This window comes from Kibdelosporangium aridum (assembly GCF_900176515.1).
Taxonomy (GTDB): domain Bacteria; phylum Actinomycetota; class Actinomycetes; order Mycobacteriales; family Pseudonocardiaceae; genus Kibdelosporangium; species Kibdelosporangium aridum.
Genome location: NZ_FWXV01000002.1, coordinates 1,153,570 through 1,174,820 on the forward strand (window position 1 = coordinate 1,153,570; position 21,251 = coordinate 1,174,820).

At 66.6% G+C, this 21,251-nt stretch carries 27 protein-coding genes; 11 read left to right on the forward strand and 16 right to left on the reverse strand.

What is annotated here, in order from left to right; genetic code table 11:
• The first annotated feature begins 1 nt into the window (after window position 1).
• Window positions 2-484, forward strand: a complete 483-nt coding sequence (locus B9C43_RS15015; RefSeq protein WP_084426996.1) for a pyridoxamine 5'-phosphate oxidase family protein — start codon at window positions 2-4, stop codon at window positions 482-484.
• Window positions 485-516: 32 nt separating this feature from the next.
• Here B9C43_RS15015 and B9C43_RS15020 read toward each other — a convergent pair whose 3' ends face one another.
• Window positions 517-801, reverse strand: a complete 285-nt coding sequence (locus B9C43_RS15020; RefSeq protein WP_033382290.1) for a YciI family protein — start codon at window positions 799-801, stop codon at window positions 517-519.
• A 142-nt stretch (window positions 802-943) separates the two neighbouring features.
• Here B9C43_RS15020 and B9C43_RS15025 point away from each other — a divergent pair, with 142 nt between their 5' ends.
• The 4 genes from B9C43_RS15025 (at window position 944) to B9C43_RS15040 (ending at window position 3,778) form a co-directional block, all read left to right on the forward strand.
• Window positions 944-1,528: a SigE family RNA polymerase sigma factor gene (locus B9C43_RS15025; RefSeq protein WP_033382293.1), complete on the forward strand. Its 585-nt coding sequence runs from the start codon at window positions 944-946 to the stop codon at window positions 1,526-1,528.
• 103 nt (window positions 1,529-1,631) lie between these two features.
• Entirely contained in the window at window positions 1,632-2,774 is a 1,143-nt protein-coding gene (nagA, locus tag B9C43_RS15030; protein WP_143446341.1) for an N-acetylglucosamine-6-phosphate deacetylase, read from the forward strand.
• Between the two features lie 10 nt (window positions 2,775-2,784).
• Window positions 2,785-3,060 (forward strand): hypothetical protein, encoded by a 276-nt coding sequence (locus B9C43_RS15035; RefSeq protein WP_143446342.1) that lies wholly within the window; start codon window positions 2,785-2,787, stop codon window positions 3,058-3,060.
• A 40-nt stretch (window positions 3,061-3,100) separates the two neighbouring features.
• Window positions 3,101-3,778, forward strand: coding sequence for a VTT domain-containing protein (locus B9C43_RS15040; protein ID WP_084428162.1), 678 nt, complete (start codon window positions 3,101-3,103; stop codon window positions 3,776-3,778).
• On the opposite strand, the gene B9C43_RS15045 is transcribed toward B9C43_RS15040, so the two are convergent.
• A complete protein-coding gene (locus tag B9C43_RS15045) occupies window positions 3,775-5,148 on the reverse strand; it encodes an FAD-binding oxidoreductase (protein ID WP_235038619.1) in 1,374 nt (457 codons plus the stop codon). The genes B9C43_RS15040 and B9C43_RS15045 overlap by 4 nt on opposite strands.
• 131 nt (window positions 5,149-5,279) lie before the next feature.
• On the opposite strand from B9C43_RS15045, the gene B9C43_RS15050 reads away from it, so the two are divergent.
• From B9C43_RS15050 to B9C43_RS15060, 3 genes are all read left to right on the forward strand, one after another.
• Window positions 5,280-6,224: an alpha/beta hydrolase gene (locus B9C43_RS15050; protein WP_084427000.1), complete on the forward strand. Its 945-nt coding sequence runs from the start codon at window positions 5,280-5,282 to the stop codon at window positions 6,222-6,224.
• Window positions 6,225-6,270: 46 nt separating this feature from the next.
• Window positions 6,271-7,188, forward strand: a complete 918-nt coding sequence (locus B9C43_RS15055; protein WP_084427002.1) for an alpha/beta hydrolase — start codon at window positions 6,271-6,273, stop codon at window positions 7,186-7,188.
• A 70-nt stretch (window positions 7,189-7,258) separates the two neighbouring features.
• Window positions 7,259-7,849: a DedA family protein gene (locus B9C43_RS15060; protein ID WP_084428165.1), complete on the forward strand. Its 591-nt coding sequence runs from the start codon at window positions 7,259-7,261 to the stop codon at window positions 7,847-7,849.
• A 160-nt stretch (window positions 7,850-8,009) separates the two neighbouring features.
• On the opposite strand, the gene B9C43_RS15065 is transcribed toward B9C43_RS15060, so the two are convergent.
• From B9C43_RS15065 to B9C43_RS15090, 6 genes are all read right to left on the reverse strand, one after another.
• A complete protein-coding gene (locus tag B9C43_RS15065; RefSeq protein ID WP_033382300.1) occupies window positions 8,010-8,417 on the reverse strand; it encodes a VOC family protein in 408 nt (135 codons plus the stop codon).
• Window positions 8,418-8,549: 132 nt separating this feature from the next.
• The gene (locus B9C43_RS15070) at window positions 8,550-9,158 is read right to left on the reverse strand and encodes a nucleoside/nucleotide kinase family protein (RefSeq protein WP_084427004.1); all 609 of its coding nucleotides are present in this window, start codon (window positions 9,156-9,158) and stop codon (window positions 8,550-8,552) included.
• The gene (locus B9C43_RS15075) at window positions 9,145-9,948 is read right to left on the reverse strand and encodes a PfkB family carbohydrate kinase (RefSeq protein WP_084428167.1); all 804 of its coding nucleotides are present in this window, start codon (window positions 9,946-9,948) and stop codon (window positions 9,145-9,147) included. The genes B9C43_RS15070 and B9C43_RS15075 overlap by 14 nt, the downstream gene beginning before the upstream one ends.
• Window positions 9,948-10,751 (reverse strand): ATP-binding cassette domain-containing protein, encoded by an 804-nt coding sequence (locus B9C43_RS15080; RefSeq protein WP_033382302.1) that lies wholly within the window; start codon window positions 10,749-10,751, stop codon window positions 9,948-9,950. Before B9C43_RS15080 ends, B9C43_RS15075 begins: the two co-directional genes overlap by 1 nt.
• The gene (locus B9C43_RS15085; RefSeq protein ID WP_084427006.1) at window positions 10,748-11,719 is read right to left on the reverse strand and encodes an ABC transporter permease; all 972 of its coding nucleotides are present in this window, start codon (window positions 11,717-11,719) and stop codon (window positions 10,748-10,750) included. The genes B9C43_RS15080 and B9C43_RS15085 overlap by 4 nt, the downstream gene beginning before the upstream one ends.
• A gap of 4 nt (window positions 11,720-11,723) precedes the next feature.
• Window positions 11,724-12,728: a substrate-binding domain-containing protein gene (locus tag B9C43_RS15090; protein ID WP_084427008.1), complete on the reverse strand. Its 1,005-nt coding sequence runs from the start codon at window positions 12,726-12,728 to the stop codon at window positions 11,724-11,726.
• A 116-nt stretch (window positions 12,729-12,844) separates the two neighbouring features.
• On the opposite strand from B9C43_RS15090, the gene B9C43_RS15095 reads away from it, so the two are divergent.
• The 3 genes from B9C43_RS15095 (at window position 12,845) to B9C43_RS15105 (ending at window position 14,949) form a co-directional block, all read left to right on the forward strand.
• A complete protein-coding gene (locus B9C43_RS15095) occupies window positions 12,845-13,837 on the forward strand; it encodes a LacI family DNA-binding transcriptional regulator (RefSeq protein ID WP_033382305.1) in 993 nt (330 codons plus the stop codon).
• A 479-nt stretch (window positions 13,838-14,316) separates the two neighbouring features.
• Complete coding sequence (locus B9C43_RS56680) at window positions 14,317-14,652, forward strand: protein kinase domain-containing protein (protein ID WP_160096527.1); 336 nt, start codon at window positions 14,317-14,319, stop codon at window positions 14,650-14,652.
• Window positions 14,653-14,679: 27 nt separating this feature from the next.
• Window positions 14,680-14,949: a hypothetical protein gene (locus B9C43_RS15105; protein WP_084427014.1), complete on the forward strand. Its 270-nt coding sequence runs from the start codon at window positions 14,680-14,682 to the stop codon at window positions 14,947-14,949.
• A gap of 264 nt (window positions 14,950-15,213) precedes the next feature.
• On the opposite strand, the gene B9C43_RS15110 is transcribed toward B9C43_RS15105, so the two are convergent.
• The 8 genes from B9C43_RS15110 to B9C43_RS15145 form a co-directional block, all read right to left on the reverse strand.
• Window positions 15,214-15,942 (reverse strand): SDR family oxidoreductase, encoded by a 729-nt coding sequence (locus B9C43_RS15110; protein WP_033382313.1) that lies wholly within the window; start codon window positions 15,940-15,942, stop codon window positions 15,214-15,216.
• A 9-nt stretch (window positions 15,943-15,951) separates the two neighbouring features.
• On the reverse strand, window positions 15,952-17,064 hold the full coding sequence (locus B9C43_RS15115) for a glycoside hydrolase family 76 protein (RefSeq protein ID WP_033382314.1): 1,113 nt from the start codon (window positions 17,062-17,064) through the stop codon (window positions 15,952-15,954).
• Window positions 17,065-17,141: 77 nt separating this feature from the next.
• Window positions 17,142-17,783 (reverse strand): TrmH family RNA methyltransferase, encoded by a 642-nt coding sequence (locus B9C43_RS15120; protein WP_200825596.1) that lies wholly within the window; start codon window positions 17,781-17,783, stop codon window positions 17,142-17,144.
• Window positions 17,780-18,151, reverse strand: a complete 372-nt coding sequence (locus B9C43_RS15125; RefSeq protein ID WP_033382316.1) for a DUF2784 domain-containing protein — start codon at window positions 18,149-18,151, stop codon at window positions 17,780-17,782. The genes B9C43_RS15120 and B9C43_RS15125 overlap by 4 nt, the downstream gene beginning before the upstream one ends.
• Window positions 18,152-18,264: 113 nt before the next feature.
• On the reverse strand, window positions 18,265-18,816 hold the full coding sequence (pyrE, locus tag B9C43_RS15130; RefSeq protein WP_084427016.1) for an orotate phosphoribosyltransferase: 552 nt from the start codon (window positions 18,814-18,816) through the stop codon (window positions 18,265-18,267).
• 136 nt (window positions 18,817-18,952) lie between these two features.
• Window positions 18,953-19,756: an LURP-one-related family protein gene (locus B9C43_RS15135; RefSeq protein WP_033382317.1), complete on the reverse strand. Its 804-nt coding sequence runs from the start codon at window positions 19,754-19,756 to the stop codon at window positions 18,953-18,955.
• Window positions 19,757-19,769: 13 nt separating this feature from the next.
• Window positions 19,770-20,546 carry an SDR family NAD(P)-dependent oxidoreductase gene (locus tag B9C43_RS15140; protein WP_033382318.1) on the reverse strand — a complete coding sequence of 259 codons (777 nt, stop codon included), beginning with the start codon at window positions 20,544-20,546 and terminating at the stop codon, window positions 19,770-19,772.
• 9 nt (window positions 20,547-20,555) lie between these two features.
• On the reverse strand, window positions 20,556-21,251 hold the full coding sequence (locus B9C43_RS15145) for a type III secretion system chaperone family protein (protein WP_051895221.1): 696 nt from the start codon (window positions 21,249-21,251) through the stop codon (window positions 20,556-20,558).

The following is a 21,251-nucleotide window of genomic DNA, read 5'->3' on the forward strand; positions in this document are numbered from 1 at the left end:
CATGTCCCGTCGCGCGCAGATCAAGATGACGCCCGGCGAGGTGCGCGCGTACCTCGCCGCGGGCAGGGTGGCCAACGTCGCCACGATCGGCCCGAAAGGCCGCCCGCACCTGGTCCCGGTCTTCTACATCCCGGATGGTGACGGCATCGCCACGTGGACCTACGGCACCTCGCAGAAAGTGGCGAACCTCCGCCGTCTTCCCGAGGCCACGGTCCTGGTGGAGACCGGCGTGGCCTACGAGGAACTGCAGGGCGTGTCGATGGAGTGCGATGTCGAGATCGTCGAGGACACCGAGCAGATCGTCCGGATCGGCACCGACCTGCTCGGCAAGATGTCCAACGGCAACGACGAGGTGGTTCCCGATGAGGTTGTGACCGCCGCCGCGCAGTTCGTCCGCCTGCAGGCGCAGAAGCGCGTCGGCCTGGTGTTCCGGCCGACCAAAGTGGTCAGCTGGGATCACCGGAAACTGGGCGGCACCTACTGAGCCGATCTACTGGGCCGATTTACTGGGCCGATTCATTGGGGAAGCCAGGCACCCATCCTGATGTCCCACTCCCGGACGTCCCGCTTCGCCGCGACGCCTTCAGTCGTGTACGGGTCCTCGGCCAGCACCTTGTCCAGCTGGGCCCGGTCCTCGACCTGGTAGACCACGAACCCGCCGAGGTCGTCGGCCCACGGCCCGGCGGCAACGACAACGCCTTGATCCACGAGTTCACGCAGGTAGTCGCGGTGTGCCGGGCGCACGGCGGCGAGCTTGTCCCGGTCGGTGGTGTAGGTGACATCAGCGGTGTACCAAGCCATGGGCCGCACTTTAGCCCTGAATGTTCTGCTTGATCAGACGCTGTGGACTAGGCGCCCGACCGATACGCTCAACGTCGTGACAGGTCACGGCGACAACTTCGGCGGCAACCAGCCGTCGCAACACCTCCAGGGCGGCGCTCCGATGTGGCCAGGCCCGGAGCAGAACGCGGAACGCAGCGTGGAGACCACGCTCACCCGCCTTCGCGCGCTCGACGGCGGCGGCTCGATCGCCGAGACACCGGCCCGGCTGACGCTGGAAGACCTGTACCGAATGCACCGGATGCGGCTTGTCCGGCTCGCTCTGCTGCTGGTCGACGAGCCCGCGACGGCCGAGGACGTCGTACAGGAGGCCTTCACCGGGCTGCACCGGCATTGGTCCAATCTGCGTGACGGAGCGGCTGCGGTCGGCTACTTGCGAACCGCGGTGGTGAACGGGTCCCGCAGTGTGTTGCGTCGCCGCAAGACCGCCCGTGACTACACGCCGCCGCACGCGGTGAACGCGCGTTCCGCGGAGAGCCTCGCGATGCTCACGGCCGAGCACCAGGCCGTCGTGCAGGCGCTTTCGCAGCTGCCGCCACGCCAGCGTGAGGTGCTCGTTCTGCGGTATTACGGCGGTTTGTCCGAAGCCGAGATCGCCGACGCCGCCGGCATTTCGAAGGGCACGGTGAAGTCCACCGCCTCCCGTGCGCTGGACGCGTTGCAGAAAATCATGGCGGGTCCCGCCTGACCTGGTTCTGCGCCTGTACCCAGGTCATTCGTACTCGTGCGGGCGAGTGACACTCGCGTGTTGGTATAGACCAATCACGGGTCTATGACCCATCATCGTCAGCATGAGTCATCTGGTGATCTCTGGGGGCAAGGTCGTGACGCCCGACGGTGTCCTCGATCCCGGGTGGCTGGAAGTCGAGAACGGCACGATCGCCGCGCTCGGTCCGGGTTACCCAGAGCAGTCCGGCGCCCCTGTGACGGATGTGGCCGGCGCATGGGTCGTGCCCGGTTTCGTCGACATCCACTGTCACGGCGGCGGGGGCGAGGCGTTCACCGACACCGATCCCTTACGCGTGGGAACCGCGGTCGAGGCCCATCGCCGGCATGGCACAACGACCATGCTGGCTTCTTTGGTTTCGCGGCCGGTTCCCGAGCTGGTCAACCAGGTCGCGGCACTGGCTGAGATGGTCCAGGAGGGCCTGCTCGCCGGCATCCACCTGGAAGGGCCGTTCCTGTCCGCGGCCCGCTGCGGCGCGCACGACCCGGCGATTCTCGTCCCGCCCGACCAGTCGTCGATCCGCAAGCTGCTCGCCGCGGGCGACGGCGCGATCAGCATGATCACCGTCGCTCCTGAGCTCGAAGGAGCCGTCAAAGCGGTCCGCACGCTGGTGGACAACGGCGTGATCGCGGCCATCGGGCACACTGACGCGACCGAAGCGGCGGTCCTCCCGGCGATCGACGCCGGCGCGACCGTGGCCACGCACCTGTTCAACGGGATGCGGCCGCTGCACCACCGCGAACCCGGACCGATCGGCGCACTGCTGGACGACCCGCGGATCACGGTCGAACTGATCGTGGACCTGGTGCACGTCCACCCGACTGTCGTGCGGCTGGCCGCCCGGCACGCGGGCCCGGCCAGGACTGTGCTGATCACGGACGCGATCGCGGCGGCAGGAGTCGGCGACGGCGTGTACGACGTCGGCGGGCTTGAGGTCACGGTGATCGACGGCGTCCCGCGGATCGCCGGAGGCGGTTCGCTGGCGGGCAGCACACTGACCATGGACGCGGCCTTCCGCAACCTCGTGCAGGGCTGCGGGCTGACCATCCGCGAGGCGGTGACGGCCTGCTCGACCAGGCCTGCCGCGCTGCTCGGGCTGGCCGAGGAGACCGGATCGCTGACCGCCGGGCTGGCCGCCGACTTCGTCCTGCTGGACGCCGGTCTGCGACCCACCGGTGTGATGGCCCGTGGGGAATGGGTCAAGTAGCGTGGCGCGGGTGGCCAAGGACAAAGATCCAGAGCAGCTGCTCTCCGAGGCGTTGCGGGCGCAGGCCGTCCAGGTGAGCGGTCCGCCGGCGACCCCTGGCTACGGGTTGCTGTCCGGCGAGGATCTCGGGCTGGCCGCCCGCGTGCAGACCCAGGCCTTGGCCGAGGAACCGTACGAGCCCGAGGAGCTGCCACGGCAGCGGCTCGGCGGCTGGGCGATCCTGTTGCTCGCGGTCGTTTTCGGCCTCGCCTGCGGTGCTGTGGTGGGACTGCTCACCGTGCTCTGAGGTTTCCCGGGTACCGTGTTCGGCCGTGACCACCAACACCATGTCGTTCCTGCCTAGCTGGCTGAGCGCCGAGGGGCTGCTCACCGGGCTCGGCGGGTTCATGCTCGTCGGCCTCTGCCTGGTCATCTTCGCCGAATGCGGGCTGCTGGTGGGTTTCTTCCTGCCCGGCGACTCGTTGCTGTTCGTGGCCGGGCTGTTCAACGCCAAGGGCATCATCACCGAGCCGCTGTGGCTGCTGTGTGTGCTGCTGTCGGTGTGCGCGTTCGTCGGTAACGCGACCGGCTACTGGATCGGCCGCTGGGTCGGCCCGAAGCTGTTCAACAAGCCGGATTCCCGCTTGTTCAAGCAGGAGTACGTCACCAAGACGCACGAGTTCTTCGACAAGTACGGCCCGCGCGCCATCGTGCTTGCCCGGTTCGTCCCGATTGTCCGGACGTTCATCACCGCGATCGCGGGTGTGGGCAAGATGGACCAGAAGAAGTTCTTCACGTACTCGGCGATGGGCGGCGTGCTGTGGGCGGCCGGGCTGACCGTGCTCGGCTTCTTCCTCGGCCAGATCGAGTTCGTCCGCAACAACATCGAAGCGATGATCATCCTGATCGTGCTGCTCTCGGTCGTGCCGATCATCATCGAGGTGATCAAGGCGCGCAAGGAGAAGAAGCACGCGGCCGCCGCGGCGGCGGCGCAGACCCAGGTGATCCCCCGGGTTGACGGCTAGAACATCGATCCCGGGTTGAACAGGTTCTCCGGATCGAGGGCGTTCTTGATGGCCCGGTGGACGCGGATGCCCACCGGGCCGATCTCTCGCTGCAGCCAGTCCTGCTTGATCCTGCCGACGCCGTGCTCGCCGGTGATCGTGCCGCCGAGCGACAGCACGACTTCCAGGATGTCGTCGAAAGCCTTGCGGGCGCGGGCGAACTCGTCCTCCGAACTGGCGTCGTAGACGATCGTCGGGTGCATGTTGCCGTCGCCCGCGTGGCCGACGACCGCGATCCGCAGCCCGCATTCCTGACTGATCCGCTCGCAGCCGGTCAGCAGCTCGGCGATCCGGGTGCGTGGCACGCACAGGTCGTCGGTCAACCAGGTGCCGTAGACCTCCAGCGCGGTCAGAACCACCCGCCGCGCCTGCAAAAGCATCTGCCCCTCGGCCGGATCATGGGTCGTGTAGGCAAGATCCGCACCCGCACTGCGGCAAACCTGTTCGATCACTTCGAGTTCGTGCCGCGCGGCTTCGCCGCCCGCGTCCGACTGGCAGAGCAGCAACGCGGCACATCCCTTGCCCGTGCCCAGTTCCGTCTTCAGGTACTCCTCGGCGGCCGAGATCGACGAAGCGTCCATGATCTCCATCAGCGACGGCACAAGGCCTTCCCGCACGATCCGGGTCACCGCGTCACCCGCGGCCTCGATCGTGGAGAAGGACGCGATCGTGGTTCCCGGCGCTTGCGGCAAGGGCCGTAGGGCGACCGTGATCTCCGTGACGACGCCAAGCGTGCCTTCGCTGCCGATGAAGAGCTTCGTCAGGTCGTAGCCCGCGACGCCTTTGACGGTCCGGCGGCCGGTCTTCAGGACTTCGCCGTCGGCGAGCACGACTTCCAGCCCCAGCACCGAATCCGTCGTGACGCCGTACTTGACGCAGCACAAGCCGCCCGCGTTGGTGGAGATGTTGCCGCCGATCGTGCACCAGTCGTAACTGGACGGGTCCGGCGGATAGAACAAACCGTGCTTCTCCACCGCGTTGCGGAAGTCCAGGTTGACCACGCCAGGCTGGACCACGGCCAGCCGGTTGTCCGCGTCGATCTCCAGGATTTCCTTCATCCGGGAGGTCACGAGCATCACGCAGCCGTCGATGGCGTTGGCCGCACCGGAAAGCCCGCTCCCGGCCCCGCGCGGCACGATTGGCACCCCTAGTTCCGCACAGATCCGGACCACTGCCTGAACCTGGGCGGTGTTCGATGGCAGGACGACCGCCTGCGGCGAGCCGTAAGGCGCCAGCGGCATCATGTCGTGCCGATAACTGCTGGTCACGTCGGGGTCGACGATCACAGCATCCGCGCCCAACTCCGCTGCCAGCCGCTCTGCCAGAGTCACGATGTTTACGGTAACGCCTTGGCTGGGGATACCCCTAACAAGTCTTTCGGAGGGCAGCGAACTAGCGCTTTCCTGATCTACAGTGATGGTTGTCACGTCAAGGTCGACGAGACGTCGGGGAGGCGATTCGCATGCTTGAGCCACCACCTACCCCCAGTGTGGCGAGTCGTCTGCTGGCGCTGCTGATGTTGCGGAGCCTGCGTGTGCTCGGCGGTGTGGTCCGGCCGGGAACAACCCCGTTGCGAATCGTGCGCGATGCCTTCGACGCGATCGGCCGGACGCCCCTGCCCCGCGGCACGAAGATCAAGCCCGTCACCCCGGGCGGCGTGCCCGGTCTGCTTGTCACAGCGAAGGAAGCCCAGGAGTCCACCGGGATTTTGCTGTACCTGCACGGCGGCGGGTTCGTCTGCGGCTCGCCACGCACGCACCGGCAGCTCGCGGCCCGGATCTCGGCGTCGACCGGACTGCCGATTTTGTTGCTGGACTACCGATTGGCGCCCGAACATCCCTTTCCTGCCGCAGCCGAGGACGCGCTCACGGCGTACCGCTGGCTGTTGAGCGAGGGATACCAGCCTTCGCAGATCGTGGTCGGCGGAGACTCGGCGGGCGGGCACCTCACGGCGTGCCTGCTGGCGGACATCGCCCAGGACAAGCTCCCCATGCCGTCGGCCGCGATCATGCTGTCGCCCTTCCTCGACCTGACAGGAGCGGAGCTCGCGTCGAGGGATCTGGCGTTGCGGGATCCCTTCGTGCCGCCGGATTACGCGGTCTGGTGCGGCCTGGCGTACGCCGGGGAAAACCTGCTGTCGCACCGCAGGCTGGACGTGCTGAAGGTGCGCAAGCGTGGCTGGCCACCGGTGCTGATCCAGGTCGGCGGGACCGAATGCCTGCTCGGCGACTCCGAACGGATGGCCGAGTCACTGCGGCGCGCGGGCGGTTACTGCGATCTTCAGGTATGGCCAGGTCAGGTGCACGTCTTCCACTGGTTCGCACCATGGCTGCCCGAGGCGAACGCCGCACTGCGCCACATCGGCGAGTTCGTCCGCGAGGTCTCCAGCGAGATTGTTGCCGCATAAGAAAAGCCGACTTGCGTATGGCTGACCCGCTTCCAACAATCGCCCTATGGACATGCCGGTTACAGCGAGTGCTCAGAGCGTGCGGCTGGAGCGGTTCTTCGCCACGAGGGTGAGGTCTGCGGCGGATCGGTCACCTATGCGTGGCATCCAGCTGCGGGCGCTTCGCCAGTTCGCTGACAGCGCTGGGTTGCAGCGGCTGCCTCGGGGGACGCGGACGTGGACCGCGCAGTACGGTCACGTACGCGGCGCGTGGGTGCAAGCCAAAGGCGCGGGTGTGTCCAACGGGATCGTGCTGCACCTGCACGGCGGTGGGTTCACGTTCGGCTCGCCGCGCTCACACCGGAGTTTCGCGCTGGTGATGTCCCGCCGGACCGGACGACCGGTGTTTCTGCCGAGCTATCGGCGTGCGCCTGAGCATCCGTATCCGGCCGCGGCCGACGACTGCTTGATCGTCTACCGCAGGCTGCTCGACCGGGGCATACCGGCGCACAGGATCGTGCTCTCCGGTGACTCGGCGGGTGGGCATCTGGCCGCTTGCCTGCTGGGTGACCTGAAACGGCAGCGCCTGCCGATGCCGAGTCACGCCGTTTTCCTCTCGCCGTGGCTCGATCTGAGCGCCGAACTGGCCACGGCGAGGGATGTGGTCCGGCGCGACCCGTTCGTGCCGCCAGAGGCCCTCAAGCGGTGCCGACGGGCTTATCTCGGCGACCGGGACGTGCGGGCCGAGCGGCTCGCAGTGCTCAAATCGGACAAAACCGGGTGGCCGCCCACGCTCATCCAGGCCGGCGACACGGAGTGCCTGCTCGATGACGCACGGCAGTTCGCGGAATCCTTCCGTGCCGCGGAAATCCGCTGTGAGCTGCAGGAGTGGCCGGGCCAGGTGCACGCGTTCCCGTTGTTCTCCAATCTCGTTCCCGAGGGCAGGCAAGCAATTCGTTACATAGCCGATTTCGTTTCCGTTTGAGCACAGGGATCTCTCCCGTACTCTGCATCGGGTGAACGTGATTGGCTGGCTGGCGGAGAACGGTCCGCTGATGGTCTGGCTGATTGTGCTCAGCTTCGTCTTCATCGAATGCGCCTTCATCCTCGGCCTGTTCCTGCCGGGCGACTCGCTGCTCTTCACGGCCGGACTCGTACTGGCCCAGCACGGCTCGCACGACGCCGAAGTATGGGCGCTTTCCATTGCCGCGACTGTCATCGCCGTTGTCGGCAACCAGCTCGGCTATTACATCGGGCGCAAGGCGGGGACGTCGCTGACCGGGCGGCTCGGTGGCCGGGTGCTCACCGTCGAAAAGCTGGCCAAGGCCCGTGATTTCCTTGACCGCCGTGGCTTCTGGGCGATCGTGCTGGCCCGCTGGATCCCGTGGATCCGGACGCTCGCGCCGATGATCGCGGGTGCCGCGGCGATGGACTCGCGCCGCTACATGTTCGCCACCACTATCGGCGCTGTGCTGTGGGTACCGACCCTGGTACTGCTCGGCTTCTACGGCGCAGGCCTGCTCGAGCAGTACCCATGGGTGGTCACTACCGCCGTCGTCGTTGGCGTCGGGTTCTTCATCGTGGGGACCGTGTGGGGCGTCTGGCGCTACCGCCAGGAGATGCGCAAACCCGCCGAGCTCGTCTAGGTCGTGTTTCAAATGCCCGATCGCGATAGCCGGGCCGGATGCGGCCCCTGACGCCACCGCGAGAACGCCCAAAGACAACCAGTATTCGCGGCGTCCTCGCGGCGACGCCAGGAACCGCCCCGATCCCGGCTCTCATCGACCGGGACATTCGAAACACGACCTAAGGCTTCTCTGCCCAGAGCACCAACTGGATGCCGTCCGGATCACGCAAGGCGATCACGGACTTGCCCGCGCTCTGCTCCGCGGTGATCGGCGAGAACATCACGCCGTGCTCCTCGAGCCGGTCGGTCCACTCGGTCAGGCAGGCTTCGTCCGGCACCGAGAACGACAGGTGATCCAGACCTGGCTTCTTCTCGTCGAAGACGCTGCCCGCGGCGTACGGGTGCTGAATCAAGGTGAGCGCGAAGCCGTCACCTGGGCCGCGCAAGAACACCTTGCGCACGCCGAGCGCGTCCTCTTCCTGGGTTCCGACCACGCTGAACCCGAGGACCCGCTCGTACCAGGGGACGCTGCGATCCACGTCGGTCACGGTCAGCGCGATGTGATGCACGCCGCTCAACGTGGGCATTTCGGTCCGTCCTTTCGTGCGGCCACTAAAGATCGGGGGAAGGCCGCCCCGCCATAGTGCCGCACGAATGTCTACTAATCCGGCGTCGTGAGCACGCTGTTATAGGACTTTCCACAGCGCGAGATGCGCCCGCTACCCGCGTAGCACGAGATCGGCGCGATCCGCCGTAGCGTTGATCACGGTTGCGTTGCGTTCATCGGAGCCCAACGCTCGGTCACGGGCCTCGGCCGAGCTGCGGCCGAACGCCTCGTGCCTCGCGATCAACCTCCGGTGGCGTTCTTCCTCGTCAGGCCGCAAAAACCAGACCTCGTCGAGCAGTTCACGGACCGCGCCCCACGGCCTGTCCGGTACGAGCAGGTAGTTGCCCTCGGTGACGACCAGCCGTGTGTCCGGGAACACAGGCACCGCGCACGCGACCGGTTCTTCGATCTCCCTGCGGAACTCCGGCGCGTAAACGATCTCGTCGGACTGATTCCTCAATCGTTGCAAGAGATTGACATATCCGGGACCGTCGAAAGTGTCCAGTGCGCCCTTGCGTTCCGCGCGACCCAGCCGGGCCAGCTCCACCTGCGCGAGGTGGAAGCCGTCCATGCCGACGTAAACAGCCTGGTCACCAAGGGCTTCGACGAGTTGGCAGGCCAGCGTGGACTTGCCGGCGCCGGGTGCGCCGCAGATGCCGAGCATCGCCCGGCCGCCAGCGGCCAGCCCGCGTGCCCGGTCCACCAGTTCAGCGAAGTTCATCGCGCCAGCTCGCTCCTTCGTGCTGTACCCGCACACCGGCGATGCGGTTGGCATATCGGATCAAATCCGGCATATCGGCAGCTTCCGGAACTCGGCGCAGCCGTGCCACGCCCAGCGCCAACGCGCCGTGCCAGACGTCTCCCGCGCCCGACGTGTCCTTGGCTTCCACTTGCGGCACAGGGATTTCCCCACGGTCGGATCCGACGAACCACTGCACCGGATCCGCGTCGTGCGTCCGCGTCACCACCGGGCAGTCGACGGGATCCTGGAACGCCGACGAGCATGCGCACACGTCGACCATCGGCAGCAGTTCGCCGAACACTGGTTTACGGCTGCCCGCGTCCAGAACCACCGGGACGTCGGCGCGGGCTGCTTTGAGCGCGAGCGCGGGGTGGTGCCCGTCGAGCAATACAGTGTCCACATCAGACAGGTCGATGTCCGCGGACACCGTTATGCCGGAAGCGTTGTGCGAGACCACTGTTCGTTCGCCATCGCTGTTACGAACGGAAACCGCGCTCACGGTAGGCGGCTCGACGCGATCGGGCAGCACGTCGACGACTTCGACGCCGTACTGCGCAAGATCGCGCTTTGCCAAGTCCGCCAAGGGATGCGAGCCCAGCGCGGTCACCAGACGGACCGAGGCGCCAAGCGCGGCAATGGTGATCGCCGCGTTCGCCGCCGGTCCGCCTGCCACCAATTCGACCGAGCCGGACTGCACCTTCTGGCCCGGCACCGGCAGGACATCCACCCGTTGAACGAGATCCACCGTGCACAGGCCGACCGCGAGGATCAACGACCCAGCCCTGTGGTCACGCCGACTTCCTGGATCGAGCCGTCCTCGGCCATCCGCAACGCACCGGTGAGCAGGCCGACGACCTCGTTCATCGAGTGCGTCTCCGGCGAGACCACCGCGACCCGTTTGCCCAGCCGGTGCACGTGGACGCGGTCGGCGATCTCGAAGACGTGCGGCATGTTGTGGCTGATCAGCACCACAGGCAGGCCACGGTCACGAATCCGGCCGATCAGCTCGAGCACCTTGGCGGATTCCGCGACACCGAGTGCGGCTGTCGGCTCGTCCATGATCACGACCCGGGTCCCGAACGCGGCCGCTCTGGCGACCGCGACCGCCTGCCTTTGCCCACCCGACAACGTTTCCACGGGCTGAGTCATGGATTTGATGTTGATACCGAGGTCGTCGAGCACACTGCGTGCCTCGTCCCGCATGCCTTTGGAATCCAGCAACCGGAACACCGCGCCCAGGAATCCGGGACGCCGTTTTTCCCTGCCGAGGAACAGGTTCGTGGCGATGTCCTGTGCCTGCGCGAGCGCCAGATCCTGGTAGACGGTCTCGATGCCGTGTTTACGGGCGTCCAGCGGGCCGTGGAAGTGCACGAGTTCGCCGTTGACGTAGATCTCACCCTCGTCCGGGATCACCGCCCCGGACAAGGCCTTGATCAGCGTGGACTTGCCCGCGCCGTTGTCGCCGACCACCGCGAGCACCTCGCCCGGCTGCAGGTCGAAGTCGGCGCCGTCCATCGCCGTCACCCGGCCGTACCGCTTGACCAGGCCTTTCGCTTCCAGTACCGGGGTCATCGCTGCCTCCCTCGGGAGAACCGGTCCACCGCGACCGCGGCGATCACGAGCACACCCGTGGCCACGTCCTGGTACAGGTTGTCGATCCCCGCCTGCGTCAGGCCGCTGCGCAGCACCGCCACGATCAGCGCGCCGATGAGCGTTCCGATCACGCTGCCGCGCCCGCCGAAGAGGCTCGTGCCACCGATGACGACCGCGGTGATCGAGTCGAGGTTGCCGAGCTGGAAGGCGTTCGGGTCGGCGTTGGGCACGCGGCCAAGTGCTTGCCAGGCCGCGATTCCGTAGATCACACCGGCGATGATGTAGACGCCGAGCAGGCTGCGGCGGACGTGGATGCCCGACAGCCGCGCGGCTTCCGGGTCGTTGCCGACCGCGTAGACGTGCTTGCCCCATCCGGTCCGGGTCAGCGCGTACCAGAAGCCGATGTACATCACCAGCATCAGGACCATGCCGAAGGTGACTTCGATCTGGCCGAACAGGTACTGCTTCTGGCCGAGGAAGCCGAGCGTGTCGTCGGTGACCGGAAAGCTCTGGCCGGAGGCGTAGATCCGGCTGATCGCGGTCACGATGGTCAGCATGCCGAGGGTGACGATGAACGGCGGCAACCGGAACCCGGTCACGATGCCGCCGGTCACCGCGCCGATCGCGGCAGCCACAACGATTCCGACCAGTAGTGCGACGATTCCGGGCATGCCGGACTGCAGCGTCATCTTGGCCATCAGCAACGTCGCGAACACCGCGATCGCCGCGTTGGCCAGGTCGATCCCGCTGGTCAGGATGACCAAGGTCTGACCGAGGGCGAGCGTGCCGATCACCAGTGACTGCTGGACGACCAGCGAGAGGTTGTCCACGTTGAGGAACGTGTCGGTGGTGACGGAAAAGACCACCACCGCCACGACCAATGCGATCGCCGGGCCGATCGCCGGCGTGCGCAGAATGAACTCACTGCGCTCCTTAATTGTCGTCATCGGTTCAGCCCCAGCAGTTCTGCAAGCCCCATGCGGTGTCCTGGCTCTGGATTCCGGCAACCGGCTTGTCGGTGATCACGGTGACGCCGGTGTTCACGAATCCGGCCGGCTTCTTGCCGGTCTTGCCGAATTCCACAGCGGCCTGAACTCCCTGTGCCGCCATTTTCTTCGGGAACTGCATGACCGTTGCGACGACTTTGCCGTCCTTGACGTCGGTGACACCCTGGCACGAGCCGTCAATCGAGCCGATCACGACCTGCCCCACGATTCCCTTTGCCTGCAAGGCCACGTAAGCACCGCGTGCCGCGGGTTCATTGAGCGTGTAGACGGTATTGACTGACGTGTCGCGCTGCAGGAGGTTCTCCGTCGCGGTCTGGGCCTTGTTCTGCTCGCCGTTGGTCGCCTCGACACCGAGGATCGCCGGGTCGCCGTTCTTGAGCCCCATACCCTCGAGGAACCCGTTGTGGCGCTGCTCGCTGACGGTCGAACCGGGCGTGCCGTCCATCATGATCAACTTTGGCGCCTTGCCCGCCAGCGCGGCCTTCACATACGTGCCCTGCATGCGCCCGGCCTCGGTGTTGTCACTGGCGAACGTCGCGTCCACAGCGTCCTTCGGGTCCGTCTCGGTGTCCAGCGCGATCACCAGAACGCCGCGGTCACGGGCGTTCTTGATGGCACCGAGGATGCCGGTCGAGTTGCTCGGCGTGATCATGATCGTCTTGGCGCCCTGCTGCACCAGGTTCTCGATCGCGGCGACCTGTCCCTCGTTGTCCCCGTCGAACTTGCCTGCCAGCGCGATCAATTCGGCGCCGGAGCGGTCGGCTTCGGCCTTGGCCGAGTCGCGCAGCGCGACGAAGTAGGGGTTGGAGTCGGTCTTGGTCACGAGACCGACCTTGATCTTGCCGCCATCGGCGGGTTGGCCACCAGTGCCGGTCTTCTGGCTGGTACAACCACTTACAGCGAACGCGAGCAGACCGGCGGCGATGATGGCGAGACCACGTCGTCCCATGACTTCCCTCCTAGGCGTGCCTGGTTGCGGGGAAGTTAATGATTCACTTAGCCTGTCGCAACCGTTTGCGCAAACGCTTGGCGTGCTTTTGCTACAGGGAGACAAGCTTGGTCACCATGAAGGATGTCGCCCAGATGGCGGGCGTCTCCATCACCACGGTGTCGCACGTGGTCAATTCCACGCGTGCGGTCGCACCGGAGACCAAGTTCAGGGTCCTCGACGCGATCGAACGCACCGGTTACACCGGCGACGCCATCGCCCGATCGTTGGTGACCGGTGGCACCCGATCGTTGGGTGTGGCCATCTCACTCGTGGCCAACCCGTACTTCGCCGAACTGATCCAGGCGATCGAGCACGAAACCACCAAAGCGGGCTACACGCTCGTGCTCACCGACACCCATGACGAGCAGGCGAGCGAGCAGTCCGCGGTCCGCACGCTGCGATCTCGCCGCGTCGACGGGCTGATCCTGACGCCGTCCCCGCGTGCGGCCGCGACCGTCCTGCCGGAGCTCAAGCAGCTGGGTATCCCGATGGTGCTGGTCGACCGGCTGACCGTCGGCCAGGACTTCGACCAGGTCGGCCCGGAGAACGTGCACTCCACGTCCGCGCTGGTGCAGCACCTGGCAGAACTCGGCCACAAGCGGATCGGCATCGTCAGCGGTGCGGAAGGCCTGGCCACCACGTCCGAGCGGGTGCTCGGCTACCGCCTCGGGCTCGGCCGATCCGGCCTGAGCTGGGACGAAAACCTTGTCCAGTCCGGCGAGTCGGCCGCCGCACCCGCGGCGGCGGCGTTGGGCCGGTTGCTCGACTTAGCCAATCCGCCGACCGCTGTGGTCGCGGGCAACAACGTGATGTTGTCCGGCGTCCTGCACGAAGCCCGCAGGCGGGATTTGAAGATCGGCCGGGAACTCGCGGTCGTCGGTTATGACGACGTGGAATGGGCCGATTTGCTCGACCCGCCGATCACCACAATGGCCCAGCCGATCGCGGAAATCGGGAAAACCGCGGTCCGGATGCTGCTCAACCGGATCGCTGATCCGTCCCGGCCGCCGCAAACCGCGCGACTGCAACCCGTATTGATGCACCGCAATTCCTGCGGCTGTCTTTAGTTGTCGCTGGGCAATGACTGGCGGCGAAGCAGAGCCGTGACCCACGCGGCGCCCACTCCAGCCACCGCGATCCACGGCGCACTCACGCCCATCATCGCCATGACCAGAACGCGAAACGCCGCCACGATCAAGTAGCGCCCCAGACTGCGATCCGAGTCGGTCGCCTGGCCAGATGTCTGTCCAGCAGGTCCCTGTCGTCGACCGGGCTGATGGCACTTCTCACCTGCCCTTCCGTTGCTTTGCCACGGTTGGCCGACAAATACATGACGACCGCGACACCGATCAGAACAATCGGGATGGGCCGACTTCGCTTTGGCTTGGCGGATTCCTTATCTCGCACAGGACGTCTTCGAGCCCGCACCCGTGAAGACGGTCGCGCTCAAGCGGGTCGACCTGCCGAGAAAGGCGGGACTGGAACGGCAGACGCGAAGTCGAGTCGCTACCGCACGGCGCGGAGATCAAGTCCCTACGTCACCCCGGTGATCCACGGCGGGTACGACCCGAACTTCGACTGGTTCGTGGTGACTCCCTTCTACGCCAACGGAACCCTGCAGCAGAAGATGGACGCGGACGCTCCGCAGCTCACTCTCGGTGCGGCGCTGGCCATCACCGACCAGGTGCTCCAAGGGTGGCGAGACGCCTTCACCTACCAGCAGCGGTGGCTGGTGCATTTCGACATCAAGCCGTCCAACATCGCCCTCGACGACACCGGCAAGGCCCGGATCGTCGACTGGGGACTGGCCAACTTCAGCGACCGGATCTCCATCGACGGCACGCATGGCTACACCCTCTGGTATGCCCGCCTGAGCAGATGACGGAAAGCCCCTCGCTGGCGTTCACCGTTGTGCGACATCCGCGCGACCGGCGCGATGTTGTACGCGATGATCTCCGGCCAGCCGCCGCTGACGCCGGAAGCGGGCTGGGCAGGAATGCTCACCGCACACGGAGATCTGCGGCTCGACGCGTACACCGAGTTCGTGCGGATGCTCGGCGGCGTCCGGCCGGTCGCCTTGACCGAGTTGTTCCAGGCCAACCCGGGATGGCCGGTCGACGGGCTGAAGGAGCTCTCCGCCGAAGCACGTTCGCCGAGACGCCCTATGAGCGTTCGATGAACCGGCGACCGGCCGCGGGCACCGCGCTCGAACTGTGTGCGCGCCGAACTGTCGGGCCAGGCGAATACTAGGAATCGCACCATGACGCTGCTGTACGTCCTGTTGGCGGCGGCCATCGCGGTGCTCGTCCTGGTTTTGGTGATTGCCGCGCGCCGGTTCCTCACCCGCCAGCTCGACGAGGCCGTCACCAGGCTGGCCGCGAGACATCCGCTCAATCGTGGTACAGGCGAACCTCGTCGGCCTGTCACACAAGAACTGCAGGCGCTACCGGCCGCCGCTGATGGTGACCACCGAACCGGTCACGAACGAGGACGCGTCGGACAGCAGCCACATCACGCCGTCCGCGATCTCGTCGGGCTGACCGGCGCGCTTCATCGGGATCAGCGGCGCGGTCCTGGCCACGCGGTCGGGCGCGCCCGCGGCCTCGTGCAACTCGGTCTCGACCAGTCCGGGTGCGACGCAGTTGACCCGGACACCTTCGTTGGCGACCTCGAGTGCGAGGCCTTTGGTCAAGGTCTCGACCGCGGCTTTGCTTGCCGCGTAATGAACCCACTCGCCCGGCGAGCCGCGATGCGCTGCCGTGGAAGAGATGTTGACGATCACGCCACCATTTCCACCGTGCTTGGTGGACATCCGGCGGACAGCTTCCCGGTCGCACAGGAACGTGCCGACCACGTTGACGTCGAGAACCTCTCGCACAGTCCGGACCTCATGCTCGTCCAAACGCGCGATCTTGTTGCCGGTGATGGCCGCGTTGCACACCAGGCCGGTCACTGGACCCAGTTCGGCGGCCGTGTCGAACAGGCGCCGCACATCGGCTTCGTCGGACACGTTCGCCTTGACCGCGATGCCGCCGGTCTCCTTCACGACCGCTTCGGCGGCTGCGGCGTTGCCGACGTAGTTCACGACGACCTGATGCCCGGCTTTGGCCACCGCACGGCAGATCGCCGCACCGATACCCCGGCTGCCACCCGTCACGATCACAACGCCCATGCGACCACACTAATGCGAACGCTCCAGCAAAGCCGCCGCTTCGAGGATCATCCAGCCACCCAGCTGCGACGCCAGCTCACGCTCGGGAATCCTGTGCCGTGGTGACCGGGGCACCCGGGACGGGATTGTCCAATCTGGACCGTAGAGCGGGCCGCCCCTTGCCACCGCGCGGTTGCGCCACGCGGCCGCCGCACTCGTCAGGACAAGGCGTTCCGCCACATGGCTCGCGGCCATACCCGTTGCCGACGCGCCTGTCAGCGCGGGCAGTCTGAGCGCGGCCAACGCCAAGTAGCGCGCCAGGATCCCGGTGTAGATGCCGCCGTCACCGCCGCCGTGCCCGCGTAGCACGCCGTTGTTCGCCAGGTGCTCGGACACCGCGATGATCGTGCGCTCGGCCCGTTCGGCCCATACCGGGTCGCCGACCGCCAACTCCAGGCAAACACCGAGGTAGACGCCCTGGATATAGGTGTACGCCTCCTTGATGGTCTCGCGGATCTCGCCGTCGAGGTTCACGTGCAGGCCCACCCAGACCAGCCCGGTGACCTCGTCGAGCAGCGTGTCCTCCATCCACTCGGCGATCGCCCGGGCGCGTTGCAGGTCGACCCGGTCGCCACACCGCGCCAGCAGGATCGTCGCCGGGCCGTTCACCCGCACGCTCTTGAGGTTCTCGTCCGCCCGCGACCACAACCCGCCACCTGCGTGGTCGGTCCACGCGCCGCGCAGGTTCCGGATGATGTCGTTGACCGCGACCTTCACCGGCGTGTACTGCGACGCCCGCAGCAACGCCAGGCCGAGCCAGGCCGCGTCGCCGTAATCCTCCGTCACCCAACGACGACCGTGCCGCAGCCGCACGCTGCGCACGATCCGTGCGATCGAGGTCGCGCGGGTCGCCGTCGGGTTGCGTTCCTGCGCGTCGACCAAGCAGTCGATCAGATGCGCCTGCGCGAAGTAGTTCCACCTTCCGAACAGCCGCTCGCCCCGAGTGGGTGGCCACCCGTCAACACCGAGCAACGTGCCAGGACGCGCCCATAGCCGGCGCAGGTGCCTGGCGTGCACACCCAACTCCGACACCGCGGCGCGCGCCGCCCACAAGCGGGCGGTGGCGACGAGCTCTCTGGCCATATCGCCATGGTGGTGTCTGGATCGGTCCGGTGATACCCCTCAGCGTGGTACGTGCCCCACTTGGGGTAATTAATCAGTCACCAGGCGGATCCCAGGTCCGCGTGGTCACGGATCCATGAGTGCATCACCACGCCCGCGGCCACGCCCGCGTTGATCGACCTCGTCGAACCGAACTGGGCGATTGACACCGTCGTGGTTGCCGCGTCGCGTGCCTGTTCGGAGAGGCCAGGGCCTTCTTGACCGAAAAGAAGGACGCAGTGCCTCGGAAGCTTGACAGTCTCCAAACGCTGCGCGCCCGGCGTGTTGTCGACCGCGACCAGCGCCAGATCCTCGGCTTTCGCGAACTCGGCCAAGGAACCCACGTCCGGGTGATGCAGGATGTGCTGGTACCGGTCAGTGACCATCGCGCCCCTGCGGTTCCACCGCCGTCGGCCCACGATGTGCACGGCCTTGGCCAGAAACGCGTTCGCGGTCCGGACGACCGTGCCGATGTTGTGGTCGTGCTGCAAGTTCTCGATCGCGACATGGAAGTCGTGGCGCTTGGTGTCGAGGTCCGCGATGACGGCCTCGCGCCGCCAGTAGCGGTACGCGTCGACCACGTTGCGCTTGTCGCCCTCGGCCAGCAGCTCAGGGTCGTACTTGGGGTCGTCCGGCCAGGGCCCTTCCCACGGGCCGACGCCCACCGGATCGCCGAACACCCACTCCGTCGGCCCGGTCACGCCGCCACTCGGGTCCTGCTGTGGCGCCACCGAACGTACGCACCGACGTAGGAAATGACGAGAACCACCACCGCTAGCACTGCTACCACCGGCAACAGGTTACGCGGGATCAAATCGTCGTAGATGTAGTACTCGTTGAAGCCGCCCGGCAACGACCCGAGGCCCTGCTGATGTCGGAAGTAGTCCTCGAGCGCGGTCAGCGGGCACGGCAGGCCGGGGATGACGTTGACCGCGACGCCCCAAGCCGCGAAGAAGACGTGGACGAAGATGGATTTCGGCCACCACCAGGCCAGAAACCCGCCCAACCCGATGTAGAGCAGTGACGCGAAGTGCACCACAACAGTTACATCGGCCAAGAACGCAGCCACTCGACCTCACCGCCCCTGCCAAGTCCCTGTTTCCAGTCTGGCCTTGTGGGAGCGGGAAAGGCAACTGTCTTCGCAGGTGGTGGGGCTGCCGCAGGTAGCAGCCCCACTGGCGGCTACAGCCCGAGGTCGTCCAGTCCCAGCAGGTAGCGGTACTTCAGGCCGGCCGCTTCGATGGCTTCCTTCGCCCCGGTCGCCCGGTCGACGACCGTGACCACGCCGACGACCTCCGCACCGGCCTCCCGCAGGGCCTCGACAGCGGTCAGGACGCTGCTGCCGGTCGTCGAGGTGTCCTCGACCGCGAGCACCCGCTGGCCGGCGACCTCGATGCCCTCGATCCGCCGCTGCATCCCGTGTTCCTTGGCGGCCTTGCGGACCACGAACGCGTCGAGCACGTCCCCCTGCGCCGCGGCCGCGTGCATCATCGCGCACGCCACCGGGTCGGCACCGAGCGTCAGACCGCCCGCGGCCACGTAGTCCCAGTCGGCGGTGAGCTGGCGCAGCAGCTTGCCGATCAGGGGTGCGGCCGCGTGCTGCAGCGTCGCCCGGCGCAGGTCGACGTAGTAGTCGGCCTCCTTGCCGGACGAGAGAGTCACACGACCGCGGACAACAGCCAGCTCGGTGATGAGCCTGGCGAGTTCGGACTTGGCGTTCTGGTCAACGAGCACAAGGCCTCACCCTAAAACACGATCGAGGATTCGTAGTGGCGGACGCATAAGACGTTCGCCACTCCCACCGACCAGCACACCAGAACAGTCCACTATAGACAGGTGATGGTCGTGTTGTGGCGCAAGGGAAATCGGCTCAGCCGAAGCCCCGGTCGTCCTGCTTCAGTGCCGTGTCGATCGCCAGGCCCGCCGCCACCACCAGGCTCGCGAGCGGGTTCTGCAGCTGACGGTGGATCTGCACCACGTAGTTGTCCGCCGTGGTGAACATCGTCTTGGCGAAGCCCTCCCAGGTCTTGGTGATCCGGGCGATCTCCTGGCCGGTGTGGTCGTGCACCATGAAGTTCCACGCTCGCCAGTTCTCCGCGCGGATCCCACCGATCTGCTGGCCGTTGACCACGAAGCCGAAGTTGATCTTCCCGACCATGTTCTCCTGCACGATCTCGCCGATCGGCTGACCGTTGGGGTACTCGACGACGATCCGGGACTTGAAGACCTTCCGCGGCCTGGTCAGCACCAGCAGCGGCTGGCCGGTCAGGTCACGCACCTCCAGCCGGTGCGTCATGAACTGGTCGACGCTGGCGAAGAACCGGACCGCCTTCTTCAACGCGCTCTGGCCGACCTGCACCACCGTGCCCAGCTGTCTGCCGTGCTGATCGAAGACGGTGTACTCGTTGGCCATCTCGATCAGCTTGACCTTCTGGTTGACCACCAGAACCGGCTCGGTGAACAGCGTCCCGCCGCCGCCGTGCACCGGTCCGACGCCTGCTTGCTGCTGGACCTGCTGTTGCACCCGTGACGGGTCTTGCTGCCCGCCCAGCTCCAGCTCGAACACACTCGCGTCCGTCTTCTGCTGGGTGTGGTTCGTCCACTGTGTACCGTCCCACCACCGCAGCACCGGGGATCCGGGGCGTTCGGGGTACCAGCCAGGCGGTTGGCTCATTTTCGTTGTCCTTTCACGTACGGCCCCGGCCGAGACCGGCTTCAAGCTTGCGCAGCACACCGTGCGGCAGCAACCGGGTCACGCCGACCAGCACCTTGTACTGCCATCCAGGGATCGACCGGACACGCCCGTGCGCAAGGTCCGTCATGCACTCGTTGACCACTTGCTCCGCGGACAGCCACATGAAGTTCGGGAACGTCTGCTTCTCGTCGCCCGCGCGGTCGTGGAACTCCGTCCGGGTGAACCCGGGGATCAACGCCATCACGCGTACTCCGGTGCCCTTCAAGGCCATTCCGATGCCTTCGGAGAACGCCGTCACGTAGGACTTGGTCGCGCCGTACGTGGGACCGGTGGCGGGGAAGAAGCCCGCGATGCTGGAGACGTTGATGACCGCGCCACGGCCGCGTTCGAGCATGCCGGGGATCGCCGCCCTGGTCAGCCGGAGCACGCTGGTCACGTTCACGTCCAACTGGCCTTGCATCCAGTCGACCGACACGTCCTCGAACCGGCCGCGGGTGCCGAACCCGGCGTTGTTCACGAGGATGTCGACCGGGTCGCCAGTACCGGAGCTGAGCCGCTGCTCGACGGCGAGCCGTCCATCCTGCTTGGACAGATCGGCGGGCAGGACCTCGGTTTCGACGCCGTACTTCGCCTTGATCTGCGCGGCAACCTCGTGCAGGCGCGGTTCGGTGCGGGCCACGAGAACGACGTTGTGGCCGTCCTTGGCCAGCCGGTGGACGAAAGCGTTGCCGATACCGGCGGTGGCGCCGGTGACTAGAGCAGTTGGCATGCGGCCAAGCTACTGGCCGTGGCGTCCCGGCGGGAGTTGGGCGGTGCCATCACCTGAAGATTGTTCATCGTCCTCGAACGGGTCGACCACGTCCGCGACTTCACCGAGGCTACGCAGCAGACGCTCCAACCGTGACGGGTTGGCGTTGACGGGCGCCGCGGCGAGGACCCAGCCGTCCTCGACCCACGCGACCATCACGTCCGGGCCCACTTCCTCGGAGGCGTCAACCAGGTCCGGCGTGATCAGGGCCCTGGCCTTGGCCAGATCCGAGACGAACGCGTAGCGCTGGCCGACCGGGCCGAGCAGTTCGGGCATGTGCTCCTGCTCGAACGGAACACTCGGCAGCCACAGCTCCACCACGACCTCGTGCTTGCGGCGGCATTGCACCGCCGCGATCACCGCGCTGACGCGGCCGCCGTTGTCGAGGTCGAAGACGTAGACCCGGCGCCTGCCGTCCGCGGTGAAGGTCGAACCGGCCACCACGTCACGGGCGATGCCGCCGCCGTAGTACGCCAGCGCACCGCCTTCCCATTGGGTCGGCAGGACGTTGTCCGTCTCGGTGAACTGCCAGCCGCGTAATGCGGCCCAACGGCGGCGTTCCCGGTTGCGCGAAGTCCGAACGGCACGGTCGCGAGCGAGCAGGGCGGCGCCACCGAGAGCCGCGAGTGCGGCCACGGCGAACCAGATCCACGCGGGGATGCCCAC

Coding starts and splice junctions, on each gene's coding strand:
- B9C43_RS15015 (WP_084426996.1), top strand. CDS start 2: ATGTCCCGTCGCGCGCAGATCAAGATGACGCCCGGCGAGGTGCGCGCG.
- B9C43_RS15020 (WP_033382290.1), bottom strand. CDS start 801: ATGGCTTGGTACACCGCTGATGTCACCTACACCACCGACCGGGACAAG.
- B9C43_RS15025 (WP_033382293.1), top strand. CDS start 944: ATGTGGCCAGGCCCGGAGCAGAACGCGGAACGCAGCGTGGAGACCACG.
- nagA (WP_143446341.1), top strand. CDS start 1,632: ATGAGTCATCTGGTGATCTCTGGGGGCAAGGTCGTGACGCCCGACGGT.
- B9C43_RS15040 (WP_084428162.1), top strand. CDS start 3,101: ATGTCGTTCCTGCCTAGCTGGCTGAGCGCCGAGGGGCTGCTCACCGGG.
- B9C43_RS15050 (WP_084427000.1), top strand. CDS start 5,280: ATGCTTGAGCCACCACCTACCCCCAGTGTGGCGAGTCGTCTGCTGGCG.
- B9C43_RS15055 (WP_084427002.1), top strand. CDS start 6,271: ATGGACATGCCGGTTACAGCGAGTGCTCAGAGCGTGCGGCTGGAGCGG.
- B9C43_RS15060 (WP_084428165.1), top strand. CDS start 7,259: ATGGTCTGGCTGATTGTGCTCAGCTTCGTCTTCATCGAATGCGCCTTC.
- B9C43_RS15065 (WP_033382300.1), bottom strand. CDS start 8,417: ATGCCCACGTTGAGCGGCGTGCATCACATCGCGCTGACCGTGACCGAC.
- B9C43_RS15070 (WP_084427004.1), bottom strand. CDS start 9,158: ATGAACTTCGCTGAACTGGTGGACCGGGCACGCGGGCTGGCCGCTGGC.
- B9C43_RS15080 (WP_033382302.1), bottom strand. CDS start 10,751: ATGACCCCGGTACTGGAAGCGAAAGGCCTGGTCAAGCGGTACGGCCGG.
- B9C43_RS15085 (WP_084427006.1), bottom strand. CDS start 11,719: ATGACGACAATTAAGGAGCGCAGTGAGTTCATTCTGCGCACGCCGGCG.
- B9C43_RS15090 (WP_084427008.1), bottom strand. CDS start 12,728: ATGGGACGACGTGGTCTCGCCATCATCGCCGCCGGTCTGCTCGCGTTC.
- B9C43_RS15095 (WP_033382305.1), top strand. CDS start 12,845: ATGAAGGATGTCGCCCAGATGGCGGGCGTCTCCATCACCACGGTGTCG.
- B9C43_RS15110 (WP_033382313.1), bottom strand. CDS start 15,942: ATGGGCGTTGTGATCGTGACGGGTGGCAGCCGGGGTATCGGTGCGGCG.
- B9C43_RS15115 (WP_033382314.1), bottom strand. CDS start 17,064: ATGGCCAGAGAGCTCGTCGCCACCGCCCGCTTGTGGGCGGCGCGCGCC.
- B9C43_RS15135 (WP_033382317.1), bottom strand. CDS start 19,756: ATGAGCCAACCGCCTGGCTGGTACCCCGAACGCCCCGGATCCCCGGTG.
- B9C43_RS15140 (WP_033382318.1), bottom strand. CDS start 20,546: ATGCCAACTGCTCTAGTCACCGGCGCCACCGCCGGTATCGGCAACGCT.